The organism is Streptomyces varsoviensis, assembly GCF_000718635.1.
Taxonomy (GTDB): Bacteria; Actinomycetota; Actinomycetes; order Streptomycetales; family Streptomycetaceae; genus Streptomyces; species Streptomyces varsoviensis.
Genome location: NZ_JOBF01000007.1, coordinates 242,924 through 261,329 on the forward strand (window position 1 = coordinate 242,924; position 18,406 = coordinate 261,329).

General features: G+C 74.3%; 11 protein-coding genes. 7 read left to right on the top strand and 4 right to left on the bottom strand.

Annotation, left to right across the window (positions count from 1 at the left end):
• Positions 1 to 197: 197 nt before the first annotated feature.
• Both IF55_RS13400 and IF55_RS13405 read right to left on the bottom strand, forming a co-directional pair.
• Positions 198 to 935 (bottom strand): CoA-transferase subunit beta, encoded by a 738-nt coding sequence (locus tag IF55_RS13400; protein ID WP_037964026.1) that lies wholly within the window; start codon positions 933 to 935, stop codon positions 198 to 200.
• Between the two features lie 149 nt (positions 936 to 1,084).
• A complete protein-coding gene (locus IF55_RS13405) occupies positions 1,085 to 1,903 on the bottom strand; it encodes a CoA transferase subunit A (RefSeq protein ID WP_030880270.1) in 819 nt (272 codons plus the stop codon).
• A 404-nt stretch (positions 1,904 to 2,307) separates the two neighbouring features.
• Here IF55_RS13405 and IF55_RS13410 point away from each other — a divergent pair, with 404 nt between their 5' ends.
• A complete protein-coding gene (locus IF55_RS13410; protein ID WP_245661188.1) occupies positions 2,308 to 4,029 on the top strand; it encodes an IclR family transcriptional regulator domain-containing protein in 1,722 nt (573 codons plus the stop codon).
• 105 nt (positions 4,030 to 4,134) lie between these two features.
• Here the strand turns inward: IF55_RS13410 and proP are convergent, their stop codons facing one another.
• Entirely contained in the window at positions 4,135 to 5,637 is a 1,503-nt protein-coding gene (proP, locus tag IF55_RS13415; protein ID WP_211269986.1) for a glycine betaine/L-proline transporter ProP, read from the bottom strand.
• 501 nt (positions 5,638 to 6,138) lie between these two features.
• Between proP and IF55_RS13420 the strand changes: the two genes are divergently transcribed.
• Complete coding sequence (locus IF55_RS13420; protein ID WP_030880280.1) at positions 6,139 to 7,188, top strand: cation diffusion facilitator family transporter; 1,050 nt, start codon at positions 6,139 to 6,141, stop codon at positions 7,186 to 7,188.
• Positions 7,189 to 7,286: 98 nt separating this feature from the next.
• On the opposite strand, the gene IF55_RS13425 is transcribed toward IF55_RS13420, so the two are convergent.
• A complete protein-coding gene (locus IF55_RS13425) occupies positions 7,287 to 8,540 on the bottom strand; it encodes a metallophosphoesterase (RefSeq protein WP_030880282.1) in 1,254 nt (417 codons plus the stop codon).
• 371 nt (positions 8,541 to 8,911) lie between these two features.
• On the opposite strand from IF55_RS13425, the gene IF55_RS13430 reads away from it, so the two are divergent.
• From IF55_RS13430 to IF55_RS13450, 5 genes are all read left to right on the top strand, one after another.
• Entirely contained in the window at positions 8,912 to 9,589 is a 678-nt protein-coding gene (locus tag IF55_RS13430; RefSeq protein WP_048831934.1) for a phosphatase PAP2 family protein, read from the top strand.
• Positions 9,590 to 10,097: 508 nt separating this feature from the next.
• The gene (locus tag IF55_RS13435; RefSeq protein WP_048831935.1) at positions 10,098 to 11,420 is read left to right on the top strand and encodes an MFS transporter; all 1,323 of its coding nucleotides are present in this window, start codon (positions 10,098 to 10,100) and stop codon (positions 11,418 to 11,420) included.
• 115 nt (positions 11,421 to 11,535) lie between these two features.
• Complete coding sequence (locus IF55_RS13440) at positions 11,536 to 12,912, top strand: hypothetical protein (protein ID WP_030880293.1); 1,377 nt, start codon at positions 11,536 to 11,538, stop codon at positions 12,910 to 12,912.
• A 178-nt stretch (positions 12,913 to 13,090) separates the two neighbouring features.
• Entirely contained in the window at positions 13,091 to 16,297 is a 3,207-nt protein-coding gene (locus tag IF55_RS13445) for a non-ribosomal peptide synthetase (protein ID WP_030880296.1), read from the top strand.
• Between the two features lie 11 nt (positions 16,298 to 16,308).
• Positions 16,309 to 18,321, top strand: a complete 2,013-nt coding sequence (locus IF55_RS13450; RefSeq protein WP_030880300.1) for a non-ribosomal peptide synthetase — start codon at positions 16,309 to 16,311, stop codon at positions 18,319 to 18,321.
• The last annotated feature ends 85 nt before the right edge of the window (positions 18,322 to 18,406 follow it).

Below are 18,406 nucleotides of genomic sequence, written 5' to 3' on the forward strand. Positions count from 1 at the left end.
GAGCGGGCGCGTCCCGACTGGTGTCAGCGGGGACGCCCCCGCCCGCAGGCCCTGGCGGGCCGCTACCGCGGGCTCCACCTCGGACCCGGATTCGGTCTCGGTCTCGGTCTCGGTCTCGGTTTCGGGCCCGGGCGCGGTCTCTGACTCGATCTCGGGCTCGGTCTGTGCGGGCGGGCGGGAGGTCTCCTGGTCCTGGTTCACGCTTCGCTCCTTCCGGCCGCCTTGAGGGCGCGCAGTTCCCGGAGTTCTTCGGCGGTCGGCGGCGCGGTGGCGCCGACCCGCTCGGCGGTCCGCAGCTCCCAGCCGGTGGCGGCCCGTACCTGCGCGACGGTGACGCCCGGATGCAGCTCGGTGAGGGTCAGTTCGGAGGTGGCCGGGTCGGGGCGGAGGATACCGAGGTCGGTGATGACGGCGACGGGGCCGCGGCCGGGCATGCCGAGCCTCGTACGGTCGTGGGGTCCGTAGCCGTGGCCGAGGGTGGTGACGAAGTCGAGCCGCCGGACGAAGCCGCGGGTGGAGTGCCGCAGTACGAGGAGGACTTCGCCGCAGTTGGCGGCGATCTCCGGTGCGCCGCCCGCGCCGGGGAGGCGGCCTTCCGGTTTGCCGGGGCCGCGGTCGACGACGGTGGTGTTGACGTTGGCGAACCGGTCCACCTGGGCGGCGCCGAGGAAGCCGACGTCGATCCGGCCGCCTTGGAGCCAGTAGTTGAACACCTCGGGCACGGGGACGACGGCGTCGGCGGTGTCGGCGAGTTCGCCGTCGCCGATGGACAGCGGCAGCCGGGTGGGCTTGGAGCCGATGGTGCCGGATTCGTAGATCAGCACGAGGCGGGGGTTGACGGTGCGTCGGGCGAGGTTGGCGGCGGTGCTGGGCAGCCCGATGCCGACGAAGCAGGTACGCGCGCGGGCGAGCGCGCGGGCCGCGTTGACCTCCATCAGCTCGTCACGCGTGAACTCCGCTGCCGCGTCTGCCGCGTGCGCCGCGTCCGCCGCGTCCGCCACGTCTGCTCCGTCCGCTACGTCCGCTGCGTCCGCCGCGCCTGCTGCGTCCGCCGCGCCTGCTGCGTCGTTTGGCTGATCGGTCATCAGTTGGCGGTCCCCTCGCTGAGCACGTGCTCCGCCAGCCAGGCCCGGAATGCCTCGCGGTCGCGGGCGACGGGGTCCCAGGCCCGGTAGAAGGCGTTGTCACGGACGGAGTACCCGCTCGCGTAGGAGGGGTGCGCGCCGCCGGGCACGGGGACGACCGCGTCGACGGTCCAGCCGGGCAGGACGACGGCGCCGGGCGTGGGCGGCAGTTCGTCGACCACCTCCTCCACCGTGACCAGCACCCGGCGCGCGGCGAGCGCGGCCTCCTTCTGCACCCCGAGTACGCCCCAGAACTGCACGTTCCGGTCGCGGTCGGCGCGCTGTGCGTGGATGACGGTGACATCGGGGTTGAGGGCGGCGACGGCTGCCAGTTCCTCGCCGGTGAAGGGGCAGACCACGGTGGAGACAGTGTCCGTACGGGTGGCGAGGCCGGAGCCCCGGTAGCCGCGCAGGACGGCGAAGGGAAGCTTCGAGGCCCCGGCGACATAGCGGTTGGCCATGCCGGCGTGGCTGTGCTCGTCCAGTTCCAGGGGGCGGGGCCAGCCGTTCTCGACGGCGTCGCGGAAGCGGTGCAGCGAGCCGACGCCGGGGTTGCCGCCCCAGGAGAAGACGAGCTTCTTCACCAGGCCGGCGCCGATGAGCTGGTCGTAGACGACGTCGGGGGTCATGCGGGCGAGCGTGAGGTCGGTGATGCCCTGCCGGATGATCTCGTGCGCGGCGGCGAAGGGGATCAGGTGGGTGAACCCTTCGAGGGCGACGGTGTCGCCGTCGTGGACGAGTTCGGCTACGGCGTCGCGCAGGGTTCGGGTCTCGGCCATGGTTCCCTTCGCTTGCTGCTGTTCGTTCACTTGCTGTTCGTTCGCTGCTGAGGTTCGCCTATCGTTGTTCGTTGTTCGCCTGCTGAACTTTCGTTCATAATGGGTCGCGGACGAGTCTCCGCCCGCGCGTTCTCGGGTGTCAATGGCCCCGGCCGGAAGACGCCGAGAGAGTCCGTACGGGCGCGGGCCCGCCCTATCCCGTAGCCGCACCCGCGCCCGTAGCCCCGCCCGGCCCGTAGCCCCGCCTCCGAGGAGCCCCCTCCGTGTCCCACCCCCCGGCCACCGACTCGGCCGACTCAGCCGATCCCGCCGGCTCGGCCGACTCAGCCGAACCCACAGCGCCGGCCGCACACGACGCGGCGGTCGTCGGGCCGCTCGAACGCGGACTCGCCGTGCTGCGCGCGATGTCGGCCCCCGGCAGTCACCGGCTGCGCCCCAGCGATCTCGTGCACGCCACCGGGCTCGCCCGCTCGACCGTGGACCGCGTCGTCGCCACGCTGGCCCGCGTCGGCTACCTGCGCGCCGTCGGACGCGACATCGAGCTGACCCCCCGTCTGCTGGAGCTGGGCAATGGCTATCTGACGGCCAGTGGCATTCCGGCGGCGCTGGGGCCGTTCGCGGCGCGGCTCGCCGAACAGTTCGACGAGTCGGTCTCTCTGGCCGTACCGGACGGGGACGGCGTGCGGTTCGTCGCCCAGTACACCCGGCGCCGCACCATGTCGCTCGCCTTCCGCATCGGCGATCTGCTCCCCGCCGAACGCTGCGCCCCCGGCGCGCTGTTCGCCGCCGACTGGGGCCCCGAGGAGCGTACGGCGTGGCGGGCGCGACGGCAGGCGGACCCCGGTGATGCCGGCTTCCCGGCGGTGCCGCCCCGGCCCGCCGTCGCGGGGATCGCGGAAACCGGGGGCGGAGAGACGGCAGGAGAAACGGCGGATGCAGTAGCGAGAGAAGCGGCGGGAGAAGCGGCCGAGAAGGCGGCGGCCCGCGTCGAGGCCGACTTCGAGCGGCGTCGCGCCGAGGCGGCCGAACGCGGGTGGGCCGCGGACGACGGGCTGATCGAACCCGGCCTGATCGCCGTCGCCCTGCCGGTGGCCGACGCCGCGGGCCGCGTCGTGTGCGCGGTGAGCGTGGTCAGCCACTCCAGCCGGCACACGGTCCACTCCCTGGCCGCCGCCGTCCTGCCGCGGCTGCGGAAGGACCTGCCCGCGATGGCCGAGGCCCTGGCGGCCCCGCCCGCGCGACCGTCCCCCGCTCCCCCGCCGCCTCCGCGGCCGGTGCGGGACGAACACGGAGCAGCGGAGTACGAACCGCGCGCGTCCGAGTACGAACCAGAGGCGGCCAAGGCGGAGTTGGGCTCGGGGTACCTCCAGTCGCTCGCGCGCGGGCTGGCCGTCCTGCGCGCGCTCGGCGTACGCCCCGGCGGGCTGTCCCTGGCGCGGGTCGCGGAGGCGACGGGCCTGGCCCGCGCGACCGCCCGGCGCGCGCTGCTCAGCCTGGAGCGGCTCGGCTACGCGGCCTCGCGCGGCCGGCTCTTCCACCCGCTGCCCCGCGTGCTGGAACTGGGCTACGCCCATCTGTCGGGGCTCGGTTTCCCCGATATCGTCCAGCCCCATCTGGAGGCCCTGGCGGCGCGGGTGCGCGAGTCGGCCTCGATGGCGGTGCTGGACGGCGACGAGATCCGTTACATCGCGCGCGTGCCCACGTACCGGATCATGAGCGTCAACATCGGTGTCGGCACCCGCTTCCCCGCGTACGCGACGTCGATGGGCCGGGTGCTGCTCGCCGGGCTGCCCGCCGAGGAGCGCGCGGCACGGCTCGTACGGGCCGAACCGCGCCCGCTCACGCCGCGCACCGTCACCGATCCGCGCGCCCTGGCCCGTATCCTCGACGCCGCCGCCGACGGGGGCCACGCCCTGGTGGACGAGGAGTTGGAGGAGGGACTGCGGTCCATCGCCGTTCCCGTGCGCGACGTCTCCGGCCGGGTCGTGGCCGCGCTGAACGTCTCCACCCACGCGGGCCGGGGCACCGCCGAGGAGACCCGGGGCGCGCTGCTGCCCGCCCTCCGCCACGCGCAGGCCCAGGTGGAAGCGGACCTGCGCGCGTGGCGCGGCGAGTTGCCCTCCTGAACCGGCCGCCGCCGTCCTGAGACCGGCCCGGCAAAGCGCCCTCGGAAGGCGGCGGGGCCCCAGCGGCAGACCCGCCCGCCGCCGTCGAGACCCCGTGCCGTGCGGCTACTTCCCCTCGCGGCGCGCCCACGGGTGGCGGAGCTTGATCCAGATGTCCCGCGCCCGGCGGCTGGCCTCGGTGCGGCTGTCGGCGACGAGCGCCTGGGCCTGTTCGGGCGTCTCCACCATCGGCCCCGACCCGCGCAGTGGCTTGCCCGCGGTCTCGTGCAGGAAGAAGGCGGCGATGAAGCCGATGACGCCCGCGACCATGAGGTAGTAGGCGGGCACCATCTTGTTGCCGGTGGCCTGCACCAGGCCGGAGGCGAAGAGCGGGGTCGTGCCGCCGAACAGGGAGACGGAGATGTTGAAGGAGATGGACAGGGCCCCGTAGCGCAGCCGGGTGGGGAAGAGCGCGGGGAGGGTGGAGGCGGAGGTGCCGGCGAAGCAGACCAGGAGCAGTCCCAGGATCACGCAGCCGAAGGCGGGCATGAGGATGCCGCCCTGCTTGATGAGGGCCACGGCGGGGATGGCGAGTACGACGAGCGCGATGCTGCCGGCCATGAAGACGGGCCGGCGGCCCCAGCGGTCGGAGGTGCGGCCGACGGTGGTGATGGTCAGCACCACCACGATCATGGTGCCGAGCACCAGCAGTTGGGCGGTGAGGTCGTCCTCGCCGAGCGTCTCGGTCATGAAGGTCGGCAGGTAGGAGGTCACCATGTAGTTGGTGACGTTGTAGAGCAGGACCAGGCCCATGCAGATGAGCACCGCCTGCCAGTGCCGGGTGAAGATCTCCTTGAGCCGGCCCTTGCCGGACTGCCGGGCCTCCTCGACCGGGTCGCTCTCCTCGTTCTCGGCCTCGGCCTGTTCCGTCTCCTTCTGGAAGGCCGGGGTCTCCTCCAGCCGCAGCCGCATATAGAGCCCGATCAGTCCGAGCGGTCCGGCCACCAGGAACGGCAGCCGCCAGCCCCAGTCGGTCATGCCGTCGGAGCCGAGCACGGCGGTGAGGATGGTGACCAGGCCGGAGCCGAGCGAGTAGCCGACGAAGGTGCCGAAGTCGAGCCAGCTCCCGAGGAAGCCGCGGCGCTTGTCGGGCGCGTACTCGGCGATGTAGGTGGTGGCTCCGGCGTACTCGCCGCCCGTGGAGAAACCTTGCACCAGGCGGCAGACGAGCAGCAGGATCGGCGCGGCGAAGCCGATGGCGTCGTAGCTGGGCAGGAAGCCGACGGCGAACGTGCTGATCGCCATTATGATCATGGTGAAGGCGAGGACGCGTTTGCGGCCGATACGGTCGCCGAGCGGCCCGAAGACGAGCCCGCCGAGCGGCCGTACCAGGAAGGCCGCGGCGAAGGTCGCGAAGGTGGAGACCACCTGGGTGCCCGGCTCGCTGGCCGGGAAGAACACCTTTCCCAGCGTGCCCGCCAGATAGGCGTAGACGCCGAAGTCGAACCATTCCATGGTGTTGCCGAGCGCCGCCGCCGAGACCGCGCGGCGCACTTGCGGCTTGTCGGTGACCGTCACGTCCTCGGCGCTCAGGGTGCGCTTCTCGCGGCGCAGCACGATGCGGAGCAGGCGGTCCGTGGCGGCGCTGCCGCCGCTGTTCTGCCTCTTGTCCCGCCTGAGGTTCGACGGGCTCGGTCGTCCAGTTTTCATGTCATCCCGTACGGAGGCGGACAGGGGCCGGTGCCCCACCCGGCGGGCTTCGCCCTCCCGGGCGAACGTCGCGGGTCGCGGCACTAGATCATCATTTTGCGCCCCTACCCAGTCGCCCGTCGGGCAACCGGTGCCGCGTGTTCCCGGCCGGTCGGCCGCCCGCGCCCGGTGCGGGGACGGCTCTTTCACGCCGCGCCCGAGGCCGCGTCCGAGGCCCCGTACGACCGCTCCGCGCGGCGCGCCGATCCGCTTTTCCGGGCGCCGGCCGCGCTTCCGACCGAGCCCCGCCATCGCCACAAAACCGCAGGTCAGAGCGGTGTTAACGATGATGACAACGGTCACCGATGCAGCCTTTGCCGATCTGCGCGCGGTGCGCTTCACTGCGGGGGTCGGAAGCGTTGATGGGGAGGCGCAAAAGCGATGAGCAAGCACATCGAGCACGGCCGTGAGCACGGCCATGAGCACGGTCACGATCACAGCCACGGAGCGGGCGGACACGCCGGGCATTCGCACGGGGTGTCGGCGGACGCCGACCGCCGATGGCTGTTCGCCGCGCTCACACTGATCACCGCGTATATGGCCGTCGAGGTGGTGATCGGCATCGCGGCGGGTTCCCTCGCGCTGATCTCCGACGCGGCCCATATGCTCACGGACGCCGCCTCGATCGTGCTCGCGCTGATCGCGATGCGCCTCGCGGCCCGCCCGGCGCGCGGCGGTTTCACCTACGGGCTCAAGCGCGCCGAGATCCTTTCCGCGCAGCTCAACGGCGTCACCCTGCTGCTGCTCGGCGCGTGGCTGGCGTACGAGGCGGTGGAACGGCTGATCGACCCGCCGAGCGTGGACGGCTCGCTGGTGCTCTACACCGCGCTGGCCGGGATCGTCGTGAACATCGCGGCGGCCTGGTGCATCTCGCGGGCCAACCGCTCCTCGCTCAATGTCGAGGGCGCGTACCAGCACATCCTCAACGATCTGTTCGGCTTCATCGCCACGGCCGTCGCCGGTCTCGTGGTGATGACCACCGGGTTCGCCCGTATCGACGCGGTTGTCACGCTGGTGGTGGTCGTCCTGATGGTGCGGGCCGGGTACGGGCTGGTCCGCGAATCCGGACGGATCTTCCTGGAGGCCGCGCCGGTGGACCTCGCCCCGGACGCCATAGGCGACCGGCTCGCCGCCAACCCGTCGGTGACCGAGGTCCACGATCTGCACGTGTGGACGATCACCTCCGGCCAGCCGACGCTCTCGGCGCATGTCCTGGTCACTCCGGACGGCGACTGCCACGCGGTGCGGCGGGACCTGGAGCACGTCCTGCGGCACGACTACAAGATCGACCACACGACGCTCCAGGTCGACCACGCCCCGCCGCGCGTACTGGCCGCGTCCCGGCCCGGCGAGCCGGCCGGGGCCCATGCGGACCCGCACTGCGAGGCCCCGCACGGCCCGGTCCACCGGGCCGAGCCGCACGCCCACTGAGCACGCCGCCCACAGAGCGCCCGCCCGCTGAGCGCCCTGCCCGCCCCCTCGCGCCCGTCGCGAGGGGGCGGAGCCTGTGTCGCCTGGCGCGCGGGGTCTCAGGCGGCCGGGGTGAGCAGGGGTGCGGAGCTGAAGCTGTGGGCCAGGCGGGCGCGGGCGGCGGCGGTGTCGACCGTGTAGGTGTGCACCGTCAGCCGGTCGGCGGAGATCTTCGCGAGCATGAATCCATGGCTGGAGAAGTCCTGCCACTTGGCGGGCGTACGGCCGTGGGCCCGGCCGTCGCCGGTCTTGCTCGCCGCACCGCACACGAGCTGCCGGGTGCCCCGGCTGCGCGCGGTCGGCTCCAGGACCTGGAGGGTGTGGTCGTGGCCGGAGAGGATCAGGTCGGCGCGACCGCACACCACCTCCTCGTAGATCTCCTTGAGATGGACGCCGCTGGTGTAGTGGCCTATCAGGAAGCCGTCGTAGGCCCCGGCGTTGCCGTGCACGCCGTTGTTCAGGTACGGGTGGTGGCCCAGGACCACCTTCCAGGCCGCCCGGGAGCGGGAGAGGGCGCCGTCGAGCCAGGCGCGCTGCTCGCGCATATAGGGGCCGTTCCACGTGAAGTACGGGTCGGTCTGCATGACCGTCGAGGCGACGGGGTTGGTGTCCAGGGCGAAGAACTCGACCAGCGGCGCCCCGGAGCCGCCCGTCGGGAGCGGCACGGAGTAGTAGCGGCTGGGCATGTACCAGCGCGGGGACGATGCGGCGTAGGTCACCTCGCGGTCGCCGCGGGAGGGGTCGCCGCCGCTGCCGGGGATGATGCCTGAGCAGTCGTGGTTGCCCAGGACCATCAGCCACGGGACGTCGATGCCCGCGTTGGGCCGCTCGAACTTGTCGGCGAACTCCGGGTCGTGTCCGGACTCCGGCCCGTTCTCGTAGATGTTGTCGCCGAGGCCGACGGCGAGGGCGACGCCTTCGGCCCGGCACACCTCGCGGGCCGCGGCGGCCACGGCGTACTGGGCGGCCTTTCCGGTGCCCGCGTCCCCCGTGATCAGGACCGAGAGCGTGCCCTCCGCGCCGACGCCGGTCGGGAGCGGGAACTTCCGCGGCGTGGCCGCCCGGGCGGGCGTTCTGGAGGCCAGGCCGCCGACGGCGACGCCGGCCGCCGCCACGGAGGCGAGGAGCGTACGCCGCCGCAGCGCGGGGGCGGCGCCGGACGTACGGTCCGGGGCGGCGTCGCGGGTCGGGGCGGGGGCCGTGCCGGACGCGCGGTCCGGGGCGGCTTCGGTCGCGGAGGGCGGGGTGCCGCGGTCGGCGGCCCACTGGGCCTCGGTCAGGTCGGCCTGGGGAGGGATGTCGTCTGCGCACATGCCCCTTGTTCTCCCACGCACCGCGCGGCGGTTGGTGGAAGAAGAGTGAACATGTGCGGCCGGCTTCCCCTACCAGGGACGACGCCGGGGCGACACCGGGGATGCGGCCGGGGCGGGGCCGGGGACGAGGCCGGGACGGCACCGGGACGGCGGATCGTCGCCGGGCCCGGGCCGGCGGCGCGGAGGCCCGGATTTATCATCTACAGTCTTGTAGACGCACGTATTCTCGGTCGCTTCACGGCTACTGGTACGCCTTGTGGGCAACGCCTCGCGTTTCCCATGGTCCCACGGTACGACGGCGGCTCACGACCACCGCAGCGGGGACGGTGTACCGCACCCCTGCGCCTGAACGATCCGGAGGCCCGTATCCGATGACGCCCACCAGCACGACGTCTCTCGCCCTGGACGGGGCTGGCATCGACGGCGGTCTTTACACCAGCATCACGGACTTCGCCCGTGACACGCGGTGGCTGAACGGGCCCATGCTCACGTTCACCAGCATCGGCGTCGGGCTCTTCGCCGTCTTCATGCTGGTGGGCTGGTGGCTCGCCCGCAAGCAGAGCGCGGCGGGCATGGCGACGGCGCTGGCCGCCCCCGTGGCCACGGTCATCGCCTACCTCGCCAACGCCTCGATCAAAACGGTGTTCACCGAGCCGCGGCCGTGCCGGGCGCTGCCGCACGACTTCCTCATCGAGAAGTGCCCGGAGCTGAACGACTACGCGTTCCCGAGCAACCACACGACGGTCGTGGCGGCCGTCACCGTCGCGCTGTTCCTCGTCAACAAGCGGCTGGGCGCGCTGTCCGCCGTGGTCGCCGTGGTGATGGGCTTCTCCCGCGTGTACGTGGGCGCGCACTACCCGCACGACGTGCTGGTCGGCGCGGTGGTCGGGGCCGTGGTCGGGGCGGTCTGCACGCTGCTCGCGCGCCGCTTCGCCGCGCCGCTGATCGAGCGGCTGCGCACCGGGGCCCTGCGTCCGCTGCTCGTCGCGCCCACGCCGGGGCGGCGCCGGGCCGGCGGCGAGCACCGCGCGAAGCGTCCCGTCGGGTAGCCGCCGCCGAAGAGCCGTCGCCGCTGCCGCCGCGCACCCCCGGGTGCACGGCGGCAGCGGCTTTTTCCTGCGGTCCACCGGGGACGGCGGCAGCGACCTTTTCGTGCGGCCCACCGGGGCGGGGGCAGTGGCCCCTTTCGCGTGCGGGCCGTCAGGGGCGGTGGCAGCGGTCTTTTGCGTGCGGGCCGTCAGGGGCGGCGGCTCGTGGGGCGTGTGGCCGCGCGCGGATGCACGAGGCGGGCGGGGGGTTGCGTACGGGCACGGTCGGCCGTTCGGTTTTCGGACAGCCGTCCAGGGTCCGATTATCGTGCGTCAGCGCTCGGCCACCGGACGTACGGAACCCAGCAGTGAGCGCGTGGTTCCGTTTGACCGCAGGCCGCAGTTCATTCGGCCATTGGCGGTTATCAGCTAAAAATTTTCTCTTTAGTCACCGTCGGACCGATGAACCTGTCCTGAAACGCTCTGATCGCTTTGACTCCGATGGTGCGCATCGTCAAATGTCTGGCAAATGAGCACCCCTCACCAGGCCACGGCGGGCGGCCCGCTTCGGCACCGGGACTTCCGGCATCTGCTGTCCGGCGCGGCGGCGAGCCAGGTCGGCGCGCAAGTGACCCTTGTCGCCCTGCCCTTGGTGGCCGTACTCGAACTCGACGCCCCCGCGTTCCAGGTGGCCCTGCTGACCGCGGCGGAGACCGCGGCGTTCCTCCTCGTGGGCCTGCCCGCGGGCGCCTGGGTGGACCGGATGCGCAAGCTCCCCGTGCTGATCCGGGCCGATGTGATCCGGGCCGTGGCGATGGCCAGCATCCCGTTCGCCGCCGTGGCCGGTTTCCTGACGATGGCTCAGCTCTACGCCGTCGCCCTGATCACCGGCGTCGCCACGGTCTTCTTCGACGTCTCCCACCAGAGCTACCTGCCGCAGCTCCTGCCCAAGGAGCAGCTCGTCGCGGGCAACGGCGCCCTGGAGACCGTACGCTCCTCCGCGCAGGTCGCCGGGCCCGGCCTCGGCGGCGGCCTGGTCCAGCTCCTCGGCGCCCACCTGGCGATCGTCGCCGACGCCATCGGCTACGCCGTCTCCGCCCTCTTCCTGCTGGCCATCCGCCACAAGGAGCCCGCGCCGCGCCCCGAGGGCACGGACACCTCGCTGCGCGCCGAGATCGGCGAAGGGCTCGGCTTCGTGCTGCGCCAGCCGCTGCTGCGGGTCATCGTCCTGACCACCGGGCTCGGCAACTTCTTCTCCGCGCTGCTGCTGTCCGTGCAGACGGTGTTCCTGGTGCGGGTCCTCGACCTGCCGCCCGCCGCCATAGGGCTGATGCTGTCCTCCTCGGCCGTCGGCGGGCTCGCCGGCGCGCTCTGCGCGGGACGGCTCGCGCGGGGGCTCGGCCAGGCCCGCATCATCTGGCTCTCCGCCCTGGTCAGCGGCCCGTTCGCGCTCCTGTGGCCGCTGGCCGGGCACGGCGCGGCGGCCGGTCTGTTCGCGGCGGGCTCCGCGGTGGTGTTCTTCGGGGCCGTCGTCTACAACGTCGCCCAGGTCAGCTTCCGGCAACTGCTGTGCCCGCCCCGGCTGCTGGGCCGGATGAACGCCACCATGCGCTTCCTGGTCTGGGGCACCATGCCGCTCGGCGCCCTCGCGGGCGGCGCGGTCGCGGGGGCGTACGGGCCGCGGGCCGCCGTGTGGGTGTGCGCGATCGGCTTCCTCGCCGTCCCGCTGCCCCTGCTCTTCTCCCGGCTGCGGACCATGCGCGACCTGCCCGCCGCCGCACCGGACGGGCCCGGCGAGGGCCCCGGCACGGACCCCGGCCCCCGCGCGGAGGCCCCCGCCTCGGTCAACTGAGCCGCGGGCGGCGCCCCCGACGAACCGCCGCGTACGGCGGCACAGGCACGACCACGCTCACGAGCACGAACACCCGCACGAGCACGAGCACGCGCACGACAAGAGAGAGGACACCGTGCACCACAGCATCACGGGCCAGTACCTCGCCCGGTACCAGCGGACGGCGGACGGCGCCGACACCCCCCGCGGCCTGCTGCCCTTAACCGGCGCGCAGCGGCGGTTCCTCCTGGTCCGCTCGCTCGACCCGCAGGGCCGGCCCGACGTCGTCCCGCTCTTCTTCGCCTTCCCCCGCGGCACCGTGGACCTCGCGCGGCTACGGGCCGCCGCCACGTACCTCGCCGCGCTGCACCCCGCGCTGCGCGCCCGGCCCGAGGTCGTACGCGGCACGCCCGTACAGCGGCTCGCGGCGGCCGACGTGCCGGCGGTGCGCGTGGAGACCGCGCCCGGGCAGAGCGCGACCGACGCACTGCGCCAGGCGCTCGGCGGCTGGCGGGCGGAGGGATCGCCGCTGCGGCTGTTCCTCGCCGCCGACGACGACTCCGCTACGAGCGCGAGCACTGGCCCGAGTACGAGCGCGACCAGTGGCACAAGTACGGGCACGGGCACGGGCACCGAGATCCTGGCGATCGCCCTGGACCACACCGCGTGCGACGGGCAGTCGCTCTCCCGCGTCATCGAGGAGCTGACCAGCGCCTACGCCGCCGCCCTCGGCCCCGGCGACGTACCGCCCGCCGCGGCGGACGACGAGACCCACGCCTACCGCGAGGCCGTGCTCCTCCAGCTCGAAGCCGAGTCCCGCGCGGGCGGCCCGGCCGCGCTCGACTACTGGGGCGAGCGGCTGCGGAACGTACGCGACGCCGCCCCCGTACCCCGGGCCCTGCCCCGGCCCGCCGACGGCCTGCCGTCCGGCGCCGCCGGGTTGCGGCTGCCCGCGGGCGACGCGCCGCTGCCCTTCCCGGACCTGCTGGGCGCGTGCGCGGCCGCCGCGCGGGCGCTGTACGGCGAGGGCACGCACCCGCTCGGCTACCCGTGGGGCGGCCGGCCCGCCGCCGCGCGGCCCGTGCTCGGCTGCTTCCTCAACACCGTCGTCTTCCCCGCGACGGCCGCCGCCACCGGGCCGGACGCGCACGCCGCGACGGCCACCGCCTGGTGGGACGACCTCGACCGCGCCGACACCCCCTTCGACGAGGTGGTACGCGCCGCCCGCACGGCCGGCGCGCCCTGGTCGGGACGGCTGGCCGGACTGCTGACCGTCGAGGACGCGCGGCACGCCCCGGCGCTGCGGCTCGGCGGCGTCACCGGCCGCGAGGTGTACGTCGACGGCCGCCCCGTCCGCGCGCCGTTCGCCGTCTCCGTCTCGCAGGGCGCCGACCTTCTCGTACGGATGGCCTGGGACCGCTCCGCACTCGACGACAACGTTGCCGAAGACGCCTTCGGCGAGCTGACGGCCGCGCTGCGCGCCGCGCTCGCCGGCCCGGTCGCGATGGCCTGACGAACACTCACTTCCGCTACTTCCTTTATCGCGCATCGAGTTGACGGCCTCACTGGGCATCATCTCGATGACTCCCCCTGCCGCAGGGCCCTCCCGCCGCGCCGCGCGACCCGTGGCGCGGTGCGGTGCGCCGCAGCGCACCGGGGCCCGAAACCCCGACGACCCTTGGGAATCGCCGATGTTCACCCTCTCCTCCTCGCAGGAGATCGTCTGGCTGCACGAGCAGGTGCTGCCAGGAAGCCGCGCGTACAACTTCACCGCCTCCCTCGACCTGTGGGGCGCGCTCGACGAGGACGCGCTGCGCGCGGGCCTCGCAGCGACCCTCGACCGCCATCCCGGCCTGCGGCTGGAGCTGGTCGCCGTGGCCGGCGGCGTGCCCGGCCAGCGGGTCGCCGACGGCTGCGCCCCGCGCTACCGGACCGTCGATCTCTCCGGGGAGGCCGACCCGGAGGCCGCGTTCCTGGAGCTGGTGCGCGCCGAGGCCGAACGGCCGCTGGACACGTACCAGGCGCCGCTGCTGCGCTGGACGCTGGCGCGGCTGGCCGCGGACCACCACCGGCTGATCCACGTCGAGCACCACCTGGTGCACGACGGGCACTCGTTCGCGATCATCCTAAGCGACATCTTCGGCGTCTACCGCGCCCGAGTGCTGGGCGAGCGGCCGGAGTTGGCGCCCGCACCCTCGTACGAGGAGCACGCGCGTTCCGTCGCGGGCGCGGCCGGCGGCGAGGAGCGCGCCCGGTCCCTCGCATACTGGCGGGAGGAGCTGGCCGGCGCCTCCTTCGACGTGCCGCTGCCGGGGCTCACCCGGCCGGGCGCCCAGCGGCGGCACCGGGGCGGGCAGCTCCGCCAGTCCATCGGCGCGGACCTCGCCGAGCGGCTGCGGGAGCACGCCCGCACCCAGGGATACACGCCCTTCGCCGTGCTGCTCGGGCTCTTCGCGGAGCTGCTGCGGCGGCACAGCGGGCGCGCGGAGATGGTCGTCGGCACCGCCGTGGGCAACCGGCCGCGGGGGTTCGAGGAGACCGTCGGGATGTTCGTGAACACGATCCCGCTGCGGCTGCGGCTCGACCCGGAGGCCGGCGCCGAGGAGGCGATGGACGAGGTCACGGACACGCTCATCCGGTCCCTGCCGCATCAGGACGTGCCGGTGCAGGAGCTGACCCGCACGCTGGGCCTGCACACCTCGGGCGCGGACAACCCGCTGTTCAACATGATGTTCAGCGCGCATGACGCGGCGCTGCCGGAGACGGAGACGCCGGGGCTGGAGGTGTCCCTGTTCGAGGGGTTCAACACCGGTACCACGCGCTTCGACCTCGACCTCGTGCTGCTGCCCGACGACCGGCGCGGGGTCGGGCCGCGGCACGGGGTGGCCGGGATGACGCTGGTGTGGGACTACGACGCCGATCTGTTCGGCGAGGACGTGGCGCGGCTCCTCGCGGAGCGCTTCCTGACGCTGGTACGGGCGTACCTCGACGCGCCGGACGCAAAGCTGGCCTCGCTGGCGCCGGCCGAGGACGGAGCGCAGGTCGCCGCTGTGTCGGGCCGCCCCGCCCCGGGCCCCGCCGCCTCAGCCCCAGCGGCTCCAAGCCCCGCCGTCTCGGGCCCCGCCGCTCTGGATCCCGTCGCGCGTCACGATCCGTCGCTGCCCGCGCTGCTCGTCGGCGCGCGCCAGGTGACGTACGGCGATCTGGACGAGCGGGTGGAACGGCTCGCCAAGCGGTTGCGCGGCGCGGGCGTGACGGCCGGTCAGCCGGTGGCGGCGGTGCTGCCGCGCGGCACGGACTCCGTCACCGCGCTCCTGGCGTGCTTGCGGACCGGCGCGGTGTACTGCCCGCTGTCGCCCAACGACCCCGTCTCCAGGCTGGAGTTGCTGCTCGGGCGGCTCGGCCCGGCCCTGGTGCTGACCACCGCGGACGGCGCGGCGACGCTGCCCGCCGAGGGGCTTCCGGTCGCGCTCGTGGACGGCCCCGACTTCCCGCGGGCCGCCGCGGCGCGCGTCGTGGAGGGCGCGGCGTACATCATCCACACCTCCGGTTCCACCGGCATCCCGAAGCCCGTCGCGGTGGGCCGGGAGGCGCTGACCCAGCACATGACGGGCACGGCGGAGCGGTTCGGGCTCACGCCGGGCGACCGGGCGCTGCTCTTCGCGCAGCCCTCCTTCGACGTGTCGCTGGAGGAGGTGCTGCCGTCGCTGCACGCCGGGGCGTGCCTGGTGGTGCCGGAGCGGGAGGTGCCGACGGGGGCCGAGCTGATCGAGCTGCTGGCCGCCGCCCGGGTGAGCGTCGCGAACCTGCCGACCAGTTACTTCCTGGCCACGCGCGAGGAGTTGTGCGCGGCGCTCGGCGCGGGCCGCTGGGCGCCCCGGCTGATCGCGCTCGGCGGCGAGCGCATCCCCGCCGACGCGATGCGCGGGCTGCTCGCGGTCACCGACGCCGCCGTGCTCAATGTGTACGGCGTCACCGAGGCCGCCATCAGCACCACCGTCCACGAGATCACCGCCGAGGACCTGGCGGACGGCGCGGAGATCCCGCTCGGCGCCGAGCTGCCGGGCGAGCGGGTGCACGTACTGGACGCCGGGCTGCGCCCGCTGCCGGACGGCGCGGTCGGCGAACTGGCCATCAGCGGCGTCGGGTTGGCCGAGGGGTACGTCGGCAACGAGGAGGCGACGGCGGCCCGGTTCGTCACGCTGGAATCGCTCGGCGGCGTACGGGCCTATCTCACCGGCGACCTCGGCTACCGCGATCTGGCGGGGCGGCTGCGGTTCCTGGGCCGCCGCGACAACCAGGTCAAGCTTCGCGGCTACCGTATCGAGCTGGAGGAGATCGAGGCCGCGGCCTCGGCCGTGCTCGGCGGCCGGTCCTGCGCCGTCGTCCTGGACCGCGCGGCCGCGGGCGGCCCGCGCCTGGTCGGCTTCCTGGAGTCGGCGGACGAGCCGGACCAGCGGGCGCTGCACACCGCGCTCGGCGAGCGGCTGCCCGCCGCGCTGGTGCCGGGCCGCTGGGTGCGGCTCGACGCCATGCCGACACTGGCCGGCGGCAAGCCGGACCGGGTGGGGCTGGCACGGCTGGCCGCCGCGCTGCCGCAGGCCCGGCCCGCCGAGGAGGACCCGGCGCCGGAGCCGGCGGCCTTCGAGGACCCGGGCGTCGCGCTGCTCGCCGAGGGCTGGCGCGAGGTGCTCGGCCACGAGCGGTTCACGGACTCGTCCCACTTCTTCCAGATCGGCGGGCACTCGCTGCTCGCCGCCCGGCTCGCCGCGTGGCTGGAGCCGCGCCTCGGCGACCGGCCGCCCCTGCGGCTGCTCTTCCAGAACCCAGTGCTGGCCGACCAGGCCCGCGCCCTGACCGCCGTCGGCACGACGGCCGCGCCTTCGGAGTCGATATGACCGAGACCACTATGACCACTGAGGCAGTGCCCGGCCTCCGGGACGGCGGGGCCGCGCCGAGCGTGCTGCGCGGCGGCCCGCTGCCCGCGGCCCCGGCGGCCGGTGAGACCGTGCTGTCCTGGTACGAGACCTGGGTGCGCGAGACGCCGGACGCGCCCGCCGTCGCGGACGGCGAACACCGCTGGACGTACGCGGAGTTGGACGCCGCGGCCGTCGCGGTCGCCGACACGCTGCGCGGCCGGGTGGGCCCCGGCGACATCGTCGCGGTCTGTCTGGACCGGTCCGCCGCGCTGGTGGCGGTGGCCGTCGCGCTGGCCCGGCTCGGGGCGGTGTACCTGCCGCTGGGCCCGCGGCCGGGCGAGCGGCGGCTCGCCGCCGTGGCCGAGGGGCTGCGCGTGGTGGCGGTGGTCGGCGCGCCCGAGCTGCTGCCGCCGGCCCACCGCACGGCGGAGCACCTGCCGCTGCCGGTGCCCGAGGAGGGCGTGAACGCCATCGCCGGTGCCGTGGCCGCCTTCCGGCCGCCGGCGGCCGGCGCCCGTACGGCCCCGGACGGCACGTTCTACGCGGTGCTGACCTCCGGCTCCACGGGGACGCCGAAGGCCGTGGCCGTGGGGCAGCGGTCGCTCGGCGCGCTGCTGCGCTGGCACCGCGAGCGCACCGGCCTGCGCGCCGGGGACCGGCACAGCCTGCATGTCGGCGTCGCCTTCGACCCGCATCTGCTGGAGCTGTGGTCCGCCCTCACGTGCGGCGCGACGCTGTCGGTGGCCCCGGACGAGGTGCGCTGGGACCCGGGGGCGCTCGCGGACTGGTGGCGGGAGGCGGGCATCACGGTGGCGGTGTCGTCCACGCCGATGGTCGAGCCGCTGCTGGACCGGCCCTGGCCCGCGGGGCTGAAGGTACGTCATATCTATGTGGGCGGCGACCGGTTGCGCCGCCGCCCGGGGCCCGATGTCACCGCGACGATCCACAACGCGTACGGCCCGGCCGAGGCCACGGTCGTCTGCACCGCGTACGCCATGCGCGGGGAGCCGGCCGACGGCGCTGCGAACGGTGGGGCGGAAGGCGACGGCGCGGAGGGCCACGGCGCGGTGGACGGCGGTGCGGCGAGCGAGCCCCCGGCGATCGGGCGTCCGGTGGCGGGCGCGGTGGTCTGCGTCGCCGACGAGCGGGGCCGGATCGTGCCCCAGGGCGAGGCGGGCGAACTGCTCGTGGGCGGCGACTGCCTGTCCCTGGGCTACCTGGACGAGGAGCTGACCGCGCGCCGCTTCGTCGCCGCGCCGGACGCCCTGACGGGCGTGGAGCGGGTCTACCGCACGGGCGACCGGGTGCGGCTGCGCGCCGACGGGGAGCTGGAATTCCTCGGCCGCCTCGACGACCAGGTCAAGGTGAGCGGCGTGCGGGTGGAGCCCGCCGAGGTCGAGGCCGCGTTCGAGCACGACGCGCGGGTGCGCCGCGCCGTGGTCGCCGTGCGCCGTCCGGCGTCGGGCGGCGTCCGGCTCGTGGCGTTCGTGCTGCCCGCGCCCGGCGCGTCGCCCGCCGCCCGTGACCTGCTGGGCGGGGTACGGGCGTGGCTGCCCGAGCAGGCGGTGCCGAGCGAGGTGCACCTGGTGGACGGGTATCCGCTCGACGCCAACGGCAAGGTGGACCGGGCCGCGCTCCTGGACGCCGCGGAGTCGGCCACGGAGGCCGCGAAGGCCACGGAGGCCACGGATGGACCCGCGGCGGAAGGACCGGCCGCCGCGGGCTCCGGGACCGCCGGGGGCCTCGATGACCTGGCCGGAAGCGCGAGCGAGGTGCTGGTGCTGCGGCTGTGCCGTGATCTGCTGGCCGCCCCGGCGGTCACCTTGGACGACAACTTCACCGAGGCCGGCGGCCAGTCGCTGACCGCCGCCCGGCTGCTGGCCGCGATCCAGGACGCCGTCGGCGTACGGCTGCGCGCGCCGGAGGTGCTGCGCCAGCCCGACCTGCGGGCCGTGGCCGCGCTGGTGGACAAGCGCCTCGCGGCCGCCGCGGAGGTGAGCTGACGTGCCGTCAAGGTCCTTCCCCCTCAACGATTCCGGAGCGGAAAATCCCGTGTCTTCCGAGATCGTCGGCAAGACCACCGACGAC